20 protein-coding genes and 2 tRNA genes are annotated in these 14,852 nt (G+C 59.9%); 5 read left to right on the top strand and 17 right to left on the bottom strand.

Features of this window, described 5'->3' with window-relative positions:
- Positions 1 to 101: 101 nt before the first annotated feature.
- From D3I60_RS11055 to D3I60_RS11090, 8 genes are all read right to left on the bottom strand, one after another.
- A complete protein-coding gene (locus D3I60_RS11055) occupies positions 102 to 728 on the bottom strand; it encodes a hypothetical protein (RefSeq protein ID WP_262776315.1) in 627 nt (208 codons plus the stop codon).
- A 136-nt stretch (positions 729 to 864) separates the two neighbouring features.
- Positions 865 to 1,125 carry a hypothetical protein gene (locus D3I60_RS11060; protein WP_262776317.1) on the bottom strand — a complete coding sequence of 87 codons (261 nt, stop codon included), beginning with the start codon at positions 1,123 to 1,125 and terminating at the stop codon, positions 865 to 867.
- A complete protein-coding gene (locus D3I60_RS11065; RefSeq protein ID WP_262776319.1) occupies positions 1,122 to 1,418 on the bottom strand; it encodes a hypothetical protein in 297 nt (98 codons plus the stop codon). The genes D3I60_RS11060 and D3I60_RS11065 overlap by 4 nt, the downstream gene beginning before the upstream one ends.
- Positions 1,415 to 1,660 (bottom strand): hypothetical protein, encoded by a 246-nt coding sequence (locus D3I60_RS11070; RefSeq protein ID WP_262776320.1) that lies wholly within the window; start codon positions 1,658 to 1,660, stop codon positions 1,415 to 1,417. The genes D3I60_RS11065 and D3I60_RS11070 overlap by 4 nt, the downstream gene beginning before the upstream one ends.
- A gap of 11 nt (positions 1,661 to 1,671) precedes the next feature.
- Complete coding sequence (locus tag D3I60_RS11075) at positions 1,672 to 2,301, bottom strand: hypothetical protein (RefSeq protein ID WP_262776322.1); 630 nt, start codon at positions 2,299 to 2,301, stop codon at positions 1,672 to 1,674.
- Positions 2,301 to 2,510 carry a hypothetical protein gene (locus D3I60_RS11080; protein WP_262776324.1) on the bottom strand — a complete coding sequence of 70 codons (210 nt, stop codon included), beginning with the start codon at positions 2,508 to 2,510 and terminating at the stop codon, positions 2,301 to 2,303. Before D3I60_RS11080 ends, D3I60_RS11075 begins: the two co-directional genes overlap by 1 nt.
- A 120-nt stretch (positions 2,511 to 2,630) precedes the next feature.
- Complete coding sequence (locus tag D3I60_RS11085) at positions 2,631 to 3,035, bottom strand: hypothetical protein (RefSeq protein WP_262776326.1); 405 nt, start codon at positions 3,033 to 3,035, stop codon at positions 2,631 to 2,633.
- A 24-nt stretch (positions 3,036 to 3,059) separates the two neighbouring features.
- Positions 3,060 to 3,692 (bottom strand): hypothetical protein, encoded by a 633-nt coding sequence (locus D3I60_RS11090; RefSeq protein ID WP_262776327.1) that lies wholly within the window; start codon positions 3,690 to 3,692, stop codon positions 3,060 to 3,062.
- A gap of 138 nt (positions 3,693 to 3,830) precedes the next feature.
- On the opposite strand from D3I60_RS11090, the gene D3I60_RS11095 reads away from it, so the two are divergent.
- Positions 3,831 to 4,100, top strand: coding sequence for a DUF3263 domain-containing protein (locus D3I60_RS11095; RefSeq protein ID WP_262776328.1), 270 nt, complete (start codon positions 3,831 to 3,833; stop codon positions 4,098 to 4,100).
- 47 nt (positions 4,101 to 4,147) lie between these two features.
- Positions 4,148 to 5,527: a hypothetical protein gene (locus tag D3I60_RS11100; protein ID WP_262776330.1), complete on the top strand. Its 1,380-nt coding sequence runs from the start codon at positions 4,148 to 4,150 to the stop codon at positions 5,525 to 5,527.
- 135 nt (positions 5,528 to 5,662) lie between these two features.
- Here D3I60_RS11100 and D3I60_RS11105 read toward each other — a convergent pair whose 3' ends face one another.
- The 5 genes from D3I60_RS11105 to D3I60_RS11125 all read right to left on the bottom strand — a co-directional run bounded on the left by D3I60_RS11105 (position 5,663) and on the right by D3I60_RS11125 (position 8,731).
- Positions 5,663 to 5,887, bottom strand: a complete 225-nt coding sequence (locus tag D3I60_RS11105) for a hypothetical protein (RefSeq protein WP_262776331.1) — start codon at positions 5,885 to 5,887, stop codon at positions 5,663 to 5,665.
- A 105-nt stretch (positions 5,888 to 5,992) separates the two neighbouring features.
- Positions 5,993 to 6,661 carry a hypothetical protein gene (locus D3I60_RS11110; RefSeq protein ID WP_262776333.1) on the bottom strand — a complete coding sequence of 223 codons (669 nt, stop codon included), beginning with the start codon at positions 6,659 to 6,661 and terminating at the stop codon, positions 5,993 to 5,995.
- A gap of 92 nt (positions 6,662 to 6,753) precedes the next feature.
- Entirely contained in the window at positions 6,754 to 7,158 is a 405-nt protein-coding gene (locus tag D3I60_RS11115; RefSeq protein WP_262776334.1) for a hypothetical protein, read from the bottom strand.
- A 524-nt stretch (positions 7,159 to 7,682) separates the two neighbouring features.
- On the bottom strand, positions 7,683 to 8,171 hold the full coding sequence (locus tag D3I60_RS11120; RefSeq protein WP_262776336.1) for a hypothetical protein: 489 nt from the start codon (positions 8,169 to 8,171) through the stop codon (positions 7,683 to 7,685).
- A complete protein-coding gene (locus tag D3I60_RS11125; protein ID WP_262776337.1) occupies positions 8,168 to 8,731 on the bottom strand; it encodes a hypothetical protein in 564 nt (187 codons plus the stop codon). The genes D3I60_RS11120 and D3I60_RS11125 overlap by 4 nt, the downstream gene beginning before the upstream one ends.
- A gap of 456 nt (positions 8,732 to 9,187) precedes the next feature.
- Between D3I60_RS11125 and D3I60_RS19180 the strand changes: the two genes are divergently transcribed.
- Positions 9,188 to 10,342 carry a site-specific integrase gene (locus tag D3I60_RS19180; protein ID WP_262776338.1) on the top strand — a complete coding sequence of 385 codons (1,155 nt, stop codon included), beginning with the start codon at positions 9,188 to 9,190 and terminating at the stop codon, positions 10,340 to 10,342.
- Between the two features lie 74 nt (positions 10,343 to 10,416).
- Here D3I60_RS19180 and D3I60_RS11135 read toward each other — a convergent pair.
- The 3 genes from D3I60_RS11135 to D3I60_RS11145 all read right to left on the bottom strand — a co-directional run bounded on the left by D3I60_RS11135 (position 10,417) and on the right by D3I60_RS11145 (position 11,525).
- Positions 10,417 to 10,490 (bottom strand) — tRNA-Met (locus tag D3I60_RS11135).
- Between the two features lie 27 nt (positions 10,491 to 10,517).
- Positions 10,518 to 10,590: transfer RNA gene (locus tag D3I60_RS11140), tRNA-Thr, on the bottom strand.
- A 134-nt stretch (positions 10,591 to 10,724) separates the two neighbouring features.
- Positions 10,725 to 11,525 carry a glycerophosphodiester phosphodiesterase gene (locus D3I60_RS11145; RefSeq protein WP_139468584.1) on the bottom strand — a complete coding sequence of 267 codons (801 nt, stop codon included), beginning with the start codon at positions 11,523 to 11,525 and terminating at the stop codon, positions 10,725 to 10,727.
- A gap of 204 nt (positions 11,526 to 11,729) precedes the next feature.
- On the opposite strand from D3I60_RS11145, the gene D3I60_RS11150 reads away from it, so the two are divergent.
- Both D3I60_RS11150 and D3I60_RS11155 read left to right on the top strand, forming a co-directional pair.
- Entirely contained in the window at positions 11,730 to 12,902 is a 1,173-nt protein-coding gene (locus D3I60_RS11150) for a hypothetical protein (RefSeq protein WP_262776339.1), read from the top strand.
- A 47-nt stretch (positions 12,903 to 12,949) separates the two neighbouring features.
- Positions 12,950 to 14,134 (top strand): M20 metallopeptidase family protein, encoded by a 1,185-nt coding sequence (locus tag D3I60_RS11155; RefSeq protein ID WP_262776417.1) that lies wholly within the window; start codon positions 12,950 to 12,952, stop codon positions 14,132 to 14,134.
- 63 nt (positions 14,135 to 14,197) lie between these two features.
- Here the strand turns inward: D3I60_RS11155 and D3I60_RS11160 are convergent, their stop codons facing one another.
- The gene (locus D3I60_RS11160) at positions 14,198 to 14,767 is read right to left on the bottom strand and encodes a J-domain-containing protein (RefSeq protein WP_262776340.1); all 570 of its coding nucleotides are present in this window, start codon (positions 14,765 to 14,767) and stop codon (positions 14,198 to 14,200) included.
- Positions 14,768 to 14,852: the final 85 nt, after the last annotated feature.

Genomic DNA, 14,852 nt, shown 5'->3' on the forward strand with positions numbered 1-14,852 from the left:
GTCGCATTCCGCGGGTAGAAAAGTGACGAAACACCCCGGGAATGCGAAAGATGGACCGGTGCCCGTAGACACTTCGACCCATCTACCGCATAGCTAATCCCCTAACTTGCTTTTTGTCCAGATCGACATCCCGACTGTTGGTTGCGGGTGAGGACTTCTTCGAACCGGAATAGGAGGGGTGATTTCGGTCCGGGCCCTTTTCGTCCGACGGGGTGGAGTCCTTCGTACTGGCCGAGGGTGCCGGTGGTTCGGTTGCGGTTGTCGACTTCGAGGAGTTTGAGGATCTGTTTCGCCGTGGTTTTGATGCCGTGGACTTGGGTGAGGACGAGGGCGCATTCTTTGGCGGTGAGGTCGACGTCGGCGATGCCGGCTTTGAGTTTGTCTTGGCCTTCTTGTGGGGTGTAGGTGGTGCCGTCGATGATGACGCTGGCTTGGTCGTGGCGGGCGTAGACGGGGTGTCCGTTGTGCCAGCCGCAGAAGCGTCGGTCGTCGATGTGTCGGTTGAGTTCATCGTGGATGGCCCGCATGTCGTTGCCCACTTCGGTGATGAAGTCGTCGAATGCTGGGTGGTGGGCCATCCAGTCGGCGTACCCGTAGATCCAGGCGGCGATGGCTGTGGTTTCGTCTCGGCCCGAATATTCATGGTGGCCTTCTTCGACGATGAGGAGCGCCCAGGAAGTGAGGGTCTGTTTGAGGTTATCGCGGGCGATGACCATGTTGTCGGTCATGGGTGCTTTGGATGCCGCGGCTCCTCCCCCGCCTTCAGACCCGCCGCAGGTGGGGACGGGCGCTGCAGGTTCGATGGTTTCGATGAGGTCTGAAATTTGGTCGCAGAGGTTCCGGATCTGCTGAGCTGGGGATGGGTCAGTCACGTGGCCTCCATTCGACCGCCAGGGTGGCGCAGATGGTTCCGGCGGTGTGGGTGATGGTGAAGTCTGCGATGCGGCCGATGGTGATGCTGGGTGCTTCGCCGAACATTATCTGTTCTTCGACGACTTCACGTTCGTATCGGATACCGGTGACTTTGACACCCGTGTGGGCGCGCTCATCTTCGCGCACGTCCACCTTCGTTCCGACTGTGGATAGTGGCATGGAGTCGATCGGCAGCCACGGGTTATCGGTCATCGCGACACCTCCACAGTGTCGGGCAGCTCTCTGCGGCAGGCGTCGCGCAAATCGTGGAGGAACTGGGTCGCGCTTCCGACCTCACCCCAGCCGTTGGGCGCGTCGTACTCGACCTTGAGGGCGTCGAGGTCGTTGGATTCGATCTGCTTGATCGCCACGTCGAGCTTGTCGGCAACTTCATGCCTGTTCTGCCCTGCCCAGTCGCCGGGGTAAGCTCCGAAGTCGGTGAAGAACCGGTGCATGTTCGAGGTGTAGTTGAACCACTCCCCGCCTGCGTTTATGTCGTAACTCATGGCGTGTTCACTTCCTGTAGTCCTTGCACGTTCTCTTCCAGCCTTTCGGCGATCATGCTGGCCGCGTGAGTCCATCGCATTGCCCCGGTTGCCGCCATGTTTTCGGCCTGCTCGATCGCCTCAGTTGCGATGACCTCTTGGTGATGGGCGATAGCCCAACCGTCCGGTGTGCGGCCGAGACGGTCGTATTCGAGTGCGAGGAGTCCCGCGGCGCGGAAGAGGCGTTGACGTTGTGCCATCACCTGTTGGATGGTCAGTTGCCTCCCCCTGCGAGGTTGCGGAGGATCCGCGGGATCTCAGTCGCCGCAGTCTGCATTTGCTCCGGTGTGGCTTGGATAGCGATGAGGAGGGACGTGAGGACGGTTTCGAACTGGGCGCCCGTCTGCTCTGCCAGCTTGACCTGGCGTTCGTCGACGCCGGCCTTCAACGTCTCAGCCGCGTACCTGGCGAGTTGGTCCTGCGCTTTGTGCAGCAGCGTGTACACGACGTGCTGGCGGGCCTCCTCGGTACGTTCGAACTGTTCCCCGAACTCCGGGTTGTCCTTGCCGACGACCTTCGTTTCACCCCACCACAGGTCCCCATCGGTTTCGAGCAACTCCACCTGATGCCTGAGCCATTCGACTTCGCCGGCTTTGGATGCGACGAGGTCGAGGAGCGCCTGCGCGGGGTCGAGGTGCTCGTGGGGTGTGCCGAGCCTGCGGGCGACGCAGGTGAGTTTCTCATGCTCGAGGTTGCGGGTGGCTGCGGCGCGGGCTTTCTTCGATCCCCCGCCGTGGCGGAGGCATACGCGGAGGCCGCGGACGGGGTAGTTCTTGCACTGGTCGCCGCGCTTCTTCGACGTGGCTTGGCATTTCTCCGGATCCCAACCGGTTTTGTCGACCATCAGAGTCCGCTCACTTCGGTGGTGACGTACACGGTCGCGTCGTTGGGTACCGAGTGGAGGTGGTCGCCGACGCGGAGGGTGCTAGTGTCGGTGGCGGTTTCGAGGGTGAAGGAGTGGAGTGTGCCGCTTCGGCATCGGCCGAGGGCTGCGAGGGTCGGCAGGGTGACGGTTTTGCCGAGGTCGCTTGCATTGAGGTGTCTGACGATCATGCCCGAAGCTTGTGGGCAGGCACGGGAGAGTTACCAGGGGCGACACGCGGGTGACAAAAGAAGAGTGGCCCGACCGCGTTTGCGTGGGCCACTCCTCGAGGTGGAGATTACTCTGGTGTGTTAGCTTTCGATGATCTGAAAGTCGCCGTTCAGCCGAAGTTCGCCGACCGTGATCACCTGGAGGTCGCCGACTTCAAGCATCTTCCGGGCGTTCTCCTCCTGAAAGAAGACATCTTCTACTGCGGCGTCGCTCAGAACCTCGATGGCTTCCCCACCATCTGGTGTCGGCCTGTAAGTTGCCATGTAGTGGTAGGCGTAAACGGTGTCGCCGGGCTCGATCGTGTGTTCACCTGCATCCTCGACGTCCCGTTCCTCCCAGCTGATCTTGTAGCCCGTTTGTTCCCTTTCGATTCGTTCGCACTCGGCCTCATCGCTAAATATGCCGACCAGCGGATCGATCTTTTCGTCTGGATCGAATGGAGACGTCTGTTCAGCGAACAGTAGGTACAACTTCTGCTTACTCATTGGTTAAGTCTCGCATCCTGTCAGTTAGTGTGGTCCGCATTCTGCACTGATTGGCGATGCGTATACCCGCGCCCACAGTGTTCGACCTTGATAGCGCAGACGCCCGATCGTGCTCGCAGACCACTTGTGGCTCTTGGTCCCCTTGCACTTGTATTCCATGTTCGTTTGCTGGAACTTAACGACCCAGTCCTTCTTTTTGTACCGGTACTTTCCAGGCTTCAGGTCCTTGTCGGTCGCAGTTTGCGGTATCTGTACACCGGTTTTCACCCACATCAACGCGTTCTTGTAGCGCAGCTGGGAGGCCATCTTGATCCCAGTTACCTTCTTCGTGCACACGGTGACTGGTTTGACCCCGCCGTGCTTATGACCGCTCGATTTCCTGGTATGGAAGCTTTCTGGATATAGAACGCACGGCCCGAACCGGACACTGGCGGCCTGAACCGATATTCCACCAGGGTTCTCTTGCTCGATTTTGTCGAGTTTCTTCATGGCCTCTTCTTCGGTGTCGGCTTCGACGTAGGGTGAGGCTCCTTGCATGCTCGTCAGTTTTTCGTCGGTGACCTCGCTCTGATTCGAGGCCGCAGCCGGGGTGACAGCGAAGCTGACGAGCATAGTCGCCATAGCAGCGCTGGCCATTAGAGACTTGAGCAGTTTCATGGGGATGTTCCTTTCCGGATTCTCTCAGGGGGGGGGTACTGCCCACATCAGGCAGCCTTGATGAATCTATAAGGAACTGGACGAGTCTCGCATCCTCTAAAAGTATGAAATTTCGCCCGTTGTGCCACACTGGCATCTATGGTTCCTGGCACTGTGCATGAGCTCTCCGAGCATGATCGGTTGATCCTTGACCTGGAGAAGGCCGCGCACACGGTGGCTGCGCGTGACGCGTTGTGCCGGCGCATCAACTTGCCGGTCGAGAAGTACGCTGTTGTGCTTGAGGGGCTGGCGGATACGGATGCGGCGTACAGTTACGCCCCGGAGGTTGTGGAGCGGGTGAGGCGGTTGCGGGCGGAACGGTTCGCGTTCGAACGCCGGCAAGGCCGATGGAAAACGTTCATGCGATAGGTCGTCCCCGCGACGCTGGATGTAGTTTTCCGGGATAGGATGCGGAGATGAGTAACTCAGATCATGAAGGCGACCACGAAGCGCCTACCGGCCAGGAGGAGCGAGAAGCAACACCGGGCGAAGCATTCTATCTGAGGCTAAGGTCCCTCCTAGCCACTTTCGCCCATCGCCAAACAGAGATTCTTCGGATGTCCGAGTATTTTGCCGAGCGAGACGCAGAGCTCAACGATTCGAAGCTGAGGGCGAAACGCAGCATTGAAAGACACCTGCAGGAAGAAGTAGATGAAGATCTCCTCGACCGATATTTAAGAGTATTCGAAAGCTACGATGAACTCGCGGTCGAGAACGATGAAACCACTCGGAGTGAACGCGAAATTGCCTTCGCTGAAGGCTTGAACGCCGTTGGGAGTGAACTTCCAAAAGGTATTGAGTCAACATACGTGGCGGCAATCACGCGAGCGACGCGTCGGTCGGTTGGCTCGAGGTTCCTCCACTCTTCATTACTTACAATACTCGTTGGCGAAATGGAGATGTTCATCAATCAGCTCGCAAGAGCATGCTTCGAAGTCAGACCGGGGGCGTTGGACCAAGGCGGTCGGCAACTTACGTGGGCGACCATCGCAGGGTGCGACTCTATTGACGAAGTCCGCGACATGGTAGTGGACGAGACAATTGACGAATTGCTACGCGGCTCACTCTTGCAATGGGTGGAGTTCTTTGAGACGCGGTTTGGTCTCGATCAAATCGACGCAGCGAGGACGTTCGAAGCAATTGAAGCAACCCAGCGTCGGCACTGCATCGTCCATAACGCTGGACACGCCTCACAGCAGTATTTGAACAAGCTCAGTGATTTCAATGTCGAGACCAAGCTCAACGACCTCTTGGACGTCGATGCCGACTATGTGGAGACTGCAGCTGACTCCATGTTCATGATTGCGTATAGCTTATCCTGGGCCCTCGCCATGAAAATTAATCCTGAACCCTACTGGCGAGACCATTTTGTCACCACCTTCACTAACAGGACATTCTTCCTTCTTCAGGAGCATCGCTTTGAACTTGTGCAGAAGATTGGAGAGACGGCGCCCCTCAAGAGTCTGAAGGGCGAAAAGGGAGAACACTGCGCTTTCATAATTCGCGTGAATCGCTGGATAGCGCTCAAAGAGATGGGTAGGTTCAAAACTGCGCGTAAAGAAGTCGAGGATCTACCTGTTGCGAATCGGTCAGACGATTACAAGTTGGCCAAACATGCACTCCTCGATGAGAACGAGAAAGCGTATGAGATCGCGCAACGCATGATCGCGAACGGGGAGCTACCCGAGTCACATCTTCTGACCTGGCCACTTCTGCGTGGTGTCCGAGATTATAAAAGATCGCTAGAGAGTGTGACGAGCGAGCTAGGAGCGGGTAGTATCGCAATAACAGACTAGATAATTGCTGGAGAGGAAGCCTTATGAGTACTCCGGATCTATGATACGACTTGAATCCAAACTGGCGCCGCGAACTGGACGTTCGCGGCGCTTTCGCTTTCCATGGCTCATCGGCCACGGTTGACCTCGACGAGGCTACTTCGCCCAGGGAAGTTTCACCAGTTCCGGCCCAGCCTCTCCGACGATCTTCCACCCGTATCCTTTGCGCATGTCGGGGTCACTGGTATTGATGTACTGCCCGCTCGTCAGCAGCCAGTGCCAGTGCCATTCGCCTCGTGTCCATGTCGGCATGAGGTTGAAATACTTTCGGCCCAGCAGGGGGCGGACGAGGCGGCCGGCCGGGTCGCTGGTGGTGCTCATTGTGTACTCCATCCTGGGAAATACTCGGAGCGGCGGTGAACCAGTCCAGCAGTCTGGAGTAGCGATCGCGTTCCCGGTTTAGGGCTTCCTGCAACTCGGTGGAGGCTATTTGGTGGTCTGCTCGATTGTTGGCGTGCTGTTTGGTTGCGGTGGCGTCTGGGGGCCGTGAGGGGTGGCCGAGAAGTAAATGCTTGTGGCTATGCCGAGGATTGCGACTAGCATGCTGGCGATGGCCAGGTACATACTTCTCTGCGCCGATATTTCTGCGTCGTCGGCACGCTTCTTGGAATCCGCTGCTGCCTGCTTCGCGGTCTTCGTGATTTCCTTCTGTTCGGTGAGCTGGTCTGAAGCCGCTTTGATGAGGTCATCGAGCTTTTCGGGCACTGGGTTAGGTGCGGGTTCGTACTCGGGGATATCGACGGAGACGCGTTTCATCTTGCTGCCAACGAGGTCTTCTGGTTTGCCCGTGCCGGTGAGGGAATTCGTGATGCCGAGCTTCTTGAACGCTTCGGAGGCGGGTCCGCCTTTGGTGAGCTGTGCGAAGCGTTTAATCGTCTTCTTCGACTCTGCCGTTTTGTGCTGGTCTCTGCGTTGGTTCTGGTCGTCGTTGAGGCGGTTCCGCAGTTGGCCCTCTGCCTCCTTGAGTGATTCCAGGTCGATGCGGTCGTCGTCTCCGTCTTCGATCATGTACTCACGGATATTGGCGGTCACGAGGTCTTCCGAGTCGTAGTTGTCCCAGTTATGGTCGGGGTCCGAGGGGTCAAGTTCGATCATGGTCTTGATTCTATGGCTGTAGAGATGCCGTGACTGTTCATATGTTCGGGTACGGAGCAGTCGACGATGTCGATTTCAGTCGGGGGGGCCGCCTAGAAGAGCCCGAGCCGTTTGCGTGACTTTTCCACTAGCCGCTCAATCAGGACGTCTCTATCTTCGAGTTGCTTTCTAAGCACTTCGTTCTCTGTCTTCAGCTTGATCATGCGTTCATGCTCTCTCCACTCATCTGCTCTATTTACCTCGAGCCGTTCGGTCAAAGTCATGTGCTTCGAATGCAATTCGACAAGATCATCACGCAGATCATCGATTTTCGACCGACTGTCATAGAGAGCTTCTTCGAGCGCGCTCACAGTTTCAGCATGCTCTCTCTCAATGCCAACTGGATCTGGGTTACGCAACCACCCCTCGTCGTCGAGGTAGTTGATGACGCCTGTTATTGCGTGTACTGAGAATCCACAGTCTTCGCTGGTTTTCTCAATCAGTTCCTGCTTGTCCATACGAGCTCCCGCCGCTCTTGACCCACCACTGTCGGCACTCGGTGGACCGCCGAGGCTACTTGGATAACGCCTGTCCCAAAGCCTCCGCGGTCACCGCTTCAAGTTCATGCCTTTAGTCTCTTCTATTTCACGGCATTTTTCCCAGTGCCGACACGCGGTTGGTGAGGTTCGGTTTCGAACTCAATGGTTGGTGAGGTTCGGTGTGCCAAGGTGAGTCGCCGGCGGGTGATGAGGTACTCGATGAGGCGGATCATTCGCCCACCGCCAATGCACGGGCAGCGCCTAAGGCTGCGACATGCGTGCTAACCCAGTGATGCTTGCCGAGGTGGTGCGCCCCAAACTGCGAGTAGCCCGCCTCACGCGTCCAATTGACCACGACGGGCACCGGGTGTTTTCCGCACTGCCGCAGACCGGGGCACACGTCCCGATGTTGGTCGCGTTCGATCAACAGGCGCACCTCGGAGGGCCGGAAGGTGGGACCGCCAAGCGCGTAGCCACTATGGTCAACTCGCCCCCAACCGCGATCAAAGGCGACAACGCCCCACTGCCGCCCGCGCCTGTCCGTGTATCGGCCCGAGGTCAGGATTTCGTTGACGGTGCTCATGCCGCTCCCCTGAGTGCGAGGATCCCCCGCCAGTACGCGACCACGGGGTGTTGCCGTGCACGTAGGCTTCGTACTGCTCCGGGGTGAGCTGCCCGGATGCGATCGCCCGAGTGAGTTGGCGTGCCGTATCCAGTTCGGTTGCCGTGTCGGTCATGTCTGCCCGCGAGGTGGCGATGACCCCAACCTTGGCCAGGCGTGCCCGGCGTTTGGCCTTGATGATCTTGATGATGTGGACGGGCATCAGCCATTCGTCCGATTCGTTGTAGTGTTTCTTCACCGCGTACTTCGCTTCGTCCAGCGTGTACGGGTAGATGAGGTCGTACCAGGCAGTCGAGACCTCTTTGGTCATCTGTCGGTTGTCGTACATGTTGATGAGTTCCATGACTTCACCGGCTTCGCTGAGTCTCACAGCAGTTCTCCTTGGAATGTGTTGTGGTTGTTGTCCATGTCTTCTTCGATTCGCCGGAGCTCCTCGATGACGGCTTTGTTGTTGTCGATGCGTTCCTGGGCTCGGTTGCGGGGTGCGTCCCGCCTCGTTGGTCGTTCGGCTTCGGAGCGGATCTTTGCGACGAGTTGTGGGAACTTCTCACGCAGCTTGGCAGCGGAGAGGATATTGGCCTTCCAGAACTGGTCTTGCTGGGACCAGCGGATGACGTAGGCGACCTGCTCTTCGGTGGCCTGGTCGCGGTCGAGGAGTAGTCGCATGGCGTCGTGGTTGGTCTTGTTGCGCTTCGGGCGTTTGTTGCCATTGCGTTCGATCTCGAGGTCGAGGAGGTTGAGGAGTCCGTCGATGTCGTCTCTCGGTTCGGGCTCTTGTTCATCGGGTTCGGGATCGCTTGCGATCCCGGACGAGAAGAACTGTTCCCCTGTTCCTCTGTTCCGTACTAGCGTTTTCCTTGCTTCGGCTAGGAAGTTCCTGGTCACCGCAAGGAAGATCATGTATTGCCTGGTCAAGTACTGAGTTCTCATCCTCGAAGGTTGGGAATCTGCGTTTTGCTCGACGTTGCGTCACTTGATGGCCTTCCCACGATGGAATCTGGAAATATGGACGACCGCGGTTTGTGTAGAACATGACCTGGTAGGCGTCTACGATTTCCTTGCAGAGGCTAGGAAGCGCCGCTTCGCCATCCAACACGAGCAAGCACACATTGACCTCGGGTACACATAATGTGACAACCCGAGAGAAGAACAAGCAGCACGCCGACTCACCGCCCAGAAGCTCATTCACCGGGATGCCCTCGTCGACGTCTTCAAATGGGCCCACACAGCCTTAGAAGCCGCCGACGAACTGTGGGTGACACCCGAAGTCCTTGAGGACCGTCTCCGATTCCTCCGCCCTCACGAGAAGAGCCTGCTGAGACTCATTGCTGCCTCCAGGCACGCGTAGAAAGAGAAACGACGAAATGGCACGCATAACCCATCCCCGTGGGCGCATGGGGCAACATCAGCGTCTCCGGAAAGCGCGGGGACTACCGGGCCGCCGCGAGGTTGCGGCAAGCTAACGGGCGAACCATCACGCGGTCACGGTTCGGAACCACAAAAGAGGCAGCCCGCCACGCGCTCCTCGAGCATCTCACCGAGCTTCGAGAGCAGGCGATCGCGGGTGGGCTCTCCAACTCCACCACTGTCGGCTCGTTCGCGAACGACTGGTTGCAAAGGTGGGAAGAGTCGGACGAGCACCCGCCGGCGACCCTTGCCACCTACACGGCCGCGGTGAAATGGATCCGCGAAGAGCTCGGCATGCTCCGCCTCGTCGAATGCGGGACCTGGAAACTCGAAAACGGGGTGAAGCGCATCGCGGAAGGACACAGCGAGACGACCGCGAAACAAGCTCGCACAGTTCTACGCCACATCTTTGCGGACGCAGTACGCCTCGATGCGTTGGCGACGAACCCGGCGCTCGGCGTCTCCCCCATCAAACCGAGGGCAGGCGAGGTGCGGGCCATGGCTCAGGGCGATGTGGTGGCTTTGCGCAACGGTGCCCGGACCTGGGAGGCGACACCGCATAAGTCGTTCAGGCCGTACCGGCGCGACATTCTCGACAGTATCGACGTCATGCTCGGCACCGGTGTTCGCACCGGCGAACTGCTCGGCATTCGCTGGCAGGACATTGACCTCGACGCGGATGTGCCGACGGTGTCGGTGATGGGCACTGTGTCTTCCAAAAAAGGCCAGGGTGTGGTTTGGAAGCCGGCGCCGAAGTCGGAGACATCGAAGCGGACTCTCTATCTGCAGTCGATCGCTGTTGAGGCTTTGCGGCGGCAGTTCGCTGACAGGGAGTTCCGCCCGGAGTCTGAAGCCGTATTTGTATCCGAGGTGGGGACGTGGCGGAACCCGTCCGCGTATCGAGTGCATTTCCGACAGGTGCGTGAGCTCGCCAGCTTGGATTGGGTTACACCGAAGACGATTCGCAAGACCGTGGCGGCGACGATCTACAACTCGGATAGCTTGGACAATGCGTCCCAGCAGCTTGGACATTCTGAGGTGGGAGTGACTGCGAAGCACTATGTGCAGAAGGTCAATATTGGGCCGCAGGGCGTGGTTGGCGTGCTCGACGAATGGTTTCAAAGCGCATCGTAACCGCATAGATGTCGGGAGTCGAGCGGAAAAATAGCCCCTCACCGGGACTCAATCCCTGGTGAGGGGCTTATCGGTAGCGGGAGGGGGACTCGATCCCCCGACCTCACGATTATGAGTCGTGCGCTCTAACCAGCTGAGCTACCCCGCCCCAGCACCGCATTCTAGGCGGCACGAGAGCCCCGAAAGGGAATCGAACCCTTGACCTTCTCCTTACCATGGAGATGCTCTGCCGACTGAGCTATCGGGGCAACAGGTAAGAATTTACACGGGTTCGCTCGCTCCGGGCAAATCGGATTTCAGTGACGTCACTCACACGCCCTGGAGTCGGAGGCGAAAACGCCCATCGAGCCCTGCCCCGCATCGGTGCGACCAGCGAAAGTATCTATTTCACGGGATCGAATCGCCCTGCAAGGAATCCCTGCAGTCGACCTGGGTGGTTCGTGATGATCCCATCGACCTCGGCACCGAGGAGTTCCCGCCATTCGTTCATCTCGTCGGCAGTCCAGACGAAGACGCCGAGGTCGTTGTCCATGATCTCGGTGACGACCGATTTGCGCATCGAGAATCCCTTGTACGAAGGATTGATCGCCACCGCCCCGAGCTCGCGAGCGATCTCGATGTCCTCAGGCTTGGGAACCATACGCAGAAGGAAGCGAGCGACCATCGGCAGCATGTCCCGACAGGTCTCCAGCGTCTCGATGTTGAACGACTGGACGATCATCCGGTCGGCAATCCCGGTTTCGACCACCAGTTCGGAGATCCTCGCCACCGCGCCCGATGACCACTCCCCCTTGAGTTCGAGGAGGAGTTCGCCGCCTCGGTGCTGGATATCCCTCATCACGGCCGACAGGGTCGGGATGCGCACTCCGTTGAATCCCGGGCCCATCCACGAACCGGCGTCGACGAACGACAGCTCTTCGGCGGTGAGATTGACGACGGGACCTCTGCGATTCGTGGTTCGGTCCAGATCCGGGTCATGGAGGATGACAGGGACACCGTCGGCGCTGGTCGAGGTGTCGACCTCGATGAAGTCGACACCCAGGGCACGCGCGGCGTCGACAGCGGCGAGGCTGTTCTCGGGCACAACAGCCGAATAGCCGCGGTGCGCGATCACCAGTGGGCGGCTTCCGGATCCGGGGCGCTCGACGATGCCCCGTTCGTGGAGGAACTGCAGAAAACTCATGGCTTCAGCCTATGCCCTGAGAGCACAAAGTCGCATGACAGGCGGCCGCCCTTCCACGGATCAGCCACGGAGGAGATGCCGCCGGTGAACGGTACGCACCGCGGACGTGTCCCGAATGATGGGAACTCGCCTCATTTTCGACACAGACACGACTGCAGCGGATATCTTGTGAGGAACCTCACTTCCTAGATGCGAAGGTTCACCATGGAAGCTATCTACGCTGCCGCAATCGTCCTCGCCTTCATCGCGCTCGGTGAGTTGGTCTCGATCTGGTCGAAGGCGCGTGTCCCCAGCCTTCTGGTTGCGATGCTCGGCATATTCATCTTCGCCAAGATCGGCGTAGTCCCAGAAACTGTCATCGATGACTCTCTGCTGCTTCAGGCGTACACCTTCCTCGTTGCACCCCTGCTCTTCCACATGGGCTCACTGATCCCTCTGCGCGTGATGCTCAAGCAGTGGCGGTCGGTGATCATCGCCGTCTCTGGCATGCTCGTGGCCGTCTTGCTCATTCTGGCGATCGTCGCCCCGCTCTTCGGCTTCGAAACCTTCGTCGCCGGATCCGGGCCGTTGGCCGGCGGCATCGTCGCCACCAGCCTGACGACGGAGGGGCTGTCGGCGCAAGGCGCCGCCTCGTCGATCGTCGTGCTCCCCGCTCTGGTCCTCATGCTGCAGTCCCTGCCCTCGATGCCGCTGACGAACTACTTCCTGCGTCGCTATGCCACGAAGCTGCGCGACAGCGGAGAGCTGCACGAACTCGCTCAAGCCCACCACGAGGAGGAAGAGGCGGCCGCCCAGAAGAAGAAGCTCGTCACTCTGCCGGGGTTCCTCGTCGACAATCAGCTGTTCATGCTCTTCCTCATCCTCGTCGGCGGGTCGCTCGCGACGCTGCTGGCTGTCCCGACGCACATCCCCTCATCCATCCTCGCGCTCATCCTCGGCATTCTTGCTACTGCGGTCGGTCTGTCCCCTGACCGAGCCATGGAACGGTCGAACTCCTTCGGCATCGCGATGGCCGGCGTCATCGCCATCGTCATGGCCCCACTGGTGACTGCCTCGGTGCAGGACGTCATCAACGCGTTCATCCCCACCGTGACTATCCTCATCGTCGGCGGTTCAGGCATCGTCCTCGGCGGATTCGTCGCGACCAAGCTCCTGCGCTGGAAGTCCGGGCTCGGCATGTCGGTCGCCCTCACCGCCATGTACGGCTTCCCTGCCGACTATCTGCTCACCAATGAGGTAGCACGTTCCATCGCTCGCGACGAGGACGAGAAGGAAGCGCTGCTCAACGTCATGCTGCCGCCGATGCTCGTCGGAGGATTCACCTCGGTGTCGGCCGGATCCGTCGTCATCGCCAGCGTCCTCGTGAGCCTGCTGTGAGCGCGGCGGACAGCGGCACGCGGGGACTCCTCGCCGAGGGCGAGGCCATGCTGCCCGAACTCCAGAACCTGCGACGTCTCCTCCATGCGGACCCTGAGATCGGCCTCGACCTGCCCCGCACTCAGGCCGCGGTCCTCGAAGCCCTGGCCGACCTCGATCTTGAGGTGACCACGGGCGTGGGCACCACCTCGGTGGTCGCCGTTCTGCGCGGCTCGCATCCGGACAGACCCGTCGAGGCTCCCGCCGTGCTCCTGCGCGGAGACATGGACGCACTCCCTGTCGCGGAGGAGACCGATGAGACGTTCGCCTCGACGAATGGAAATATGCACGCCTGCGGCCATGACCTGCACACCGCAGGACTCGTCGGAGCCGCACGACTCCTCCACGCACATCGGGAACGGCTGGCTGGCGACGTCGTCTTCATGTTCCAGCCCGGAGAGGAAGGCTGCAACGGCGCTTCGGTGATGATCGACGAGGGTGTGCTCGATGCCGCCGGGAAGCGGGCGATCGCCGCGTTCGGAGTCCATGTGCTCCCGCATACTCGCGGCGTTGTCGCCACTCGCCCCGGAACTCTGCAGGCGGGTTCGAATACGCTTCAGGTGACCATCCACGGACGGGGCGGACACGGGTCTCAGCCGCAGACCGCCATCGACCCTGTGCCGGCTCTGGCCGAACTCGTCACGGCACTGCAGAACATGATCAGCCGCCGCATCAATGTCTTCGACCCCATCGCGATGTCCGTGACTCAGCTGCGTGCCTCGGATGCGGTCAACGTCATCCCCGCCTCGGCGAGCCTGGGAGCGACCGTGCGCACGCTCTCCGACGAGTCCCTGGACATCGTTCGCACCCGGTCGAAGCAGCTGGCCGACGGCATCGCCGCGGCTCACGATTGCACCGCCGAGGTGGATTTCAACGTCCAATACCCGGTGACCGTCAACGACTTCGATGAGACCGCGTGGGCGATCGACGAGCTCAGCAGCCTACTCGGCGAGGAGCGAGTGGAGGTGCTCGAGCAACCGATCATGCCGAGTGAGGACTTCTCATTCGTCCTCCGTGAAGTGCCGGGCTCCTATCTCATGCTCGGGGCCGAGCGCACGGACGTGCCCGCCGATCGACAAGGCAACAACCACTCCCCCTTCGTCATCTTCGACGATTCGGTGCTCGGCGTTCAGGCGGCTCTTCTGTCCCACCTCGCGATCGAGAGACTTGCGAAGGAGACGCTGACGTCATAACTGCGTTCCGCAGCCGACCGCGAACCTACGAGTGCGTCAAGGCCGCGACCATCCGTAGCTGCCTCACCTGTGGAAGAAGTGCCACCATCGCCGAGGTGACCCCCCGGGCCCAGCGTCACCGGTCGCCATTTCAGGGCCGCCGTCCGTCTGCAGTTGACCACTCACGGGCGGGGCCACCTCGGCGTTATCGGTGTTCGTGGTTCGGTGGCTGCGTCGCAGCCGCCACGCGCTGACTTCCTTCTCCACATCGCGGGGCGGAGTGAACACGGGCGGTCCGTCACGCAGATCCATCACGGCCTCGCGCACCCGAGCATTGAAGCCGGCGAGGTAGTCGCGAACCTCAGACTCGGTGGAGAAAGCGTCGACGGTATCTTCGAGAACGGCGTTCTCCTTGCGCAGCTGAAACGCCGCCGGAGCGACGCCGTTGATGCCTTCGGAATCCATCTTCTGCTTGATCCACCAATCAGGATCAGATGAGCTGTGCAACCCGGACAGCGGCTTGCCCAGCCCCGGCAGATCATCGAAATCACCGCGCTTGATGGCTCGGTCGAGGGCGGATTCGACGACGGCGTTTCGGTCCTCGAGTGAATTCAGACGCCGAGGCGACTGCGCGTCGTCCATGTCATCGCTCATCGGTTCGCCCTCCTCGGCGGAGCATTTCCGCCCTGTCCTCACACCGTAGGCGTCGGTGCGGCCGCCGGGCAAGGGAAAGAGGCGG

Source organism: Brevibacterium permense (assembly GCF_025506275.1).
Taxonomy (GTDB): domain Bacteria; phylum Actinomycetota; class Actinomycetes; order Actinomycetales; family Brevibacteriaceae; genus Brevibacterium; species Brevibacterium permense_A.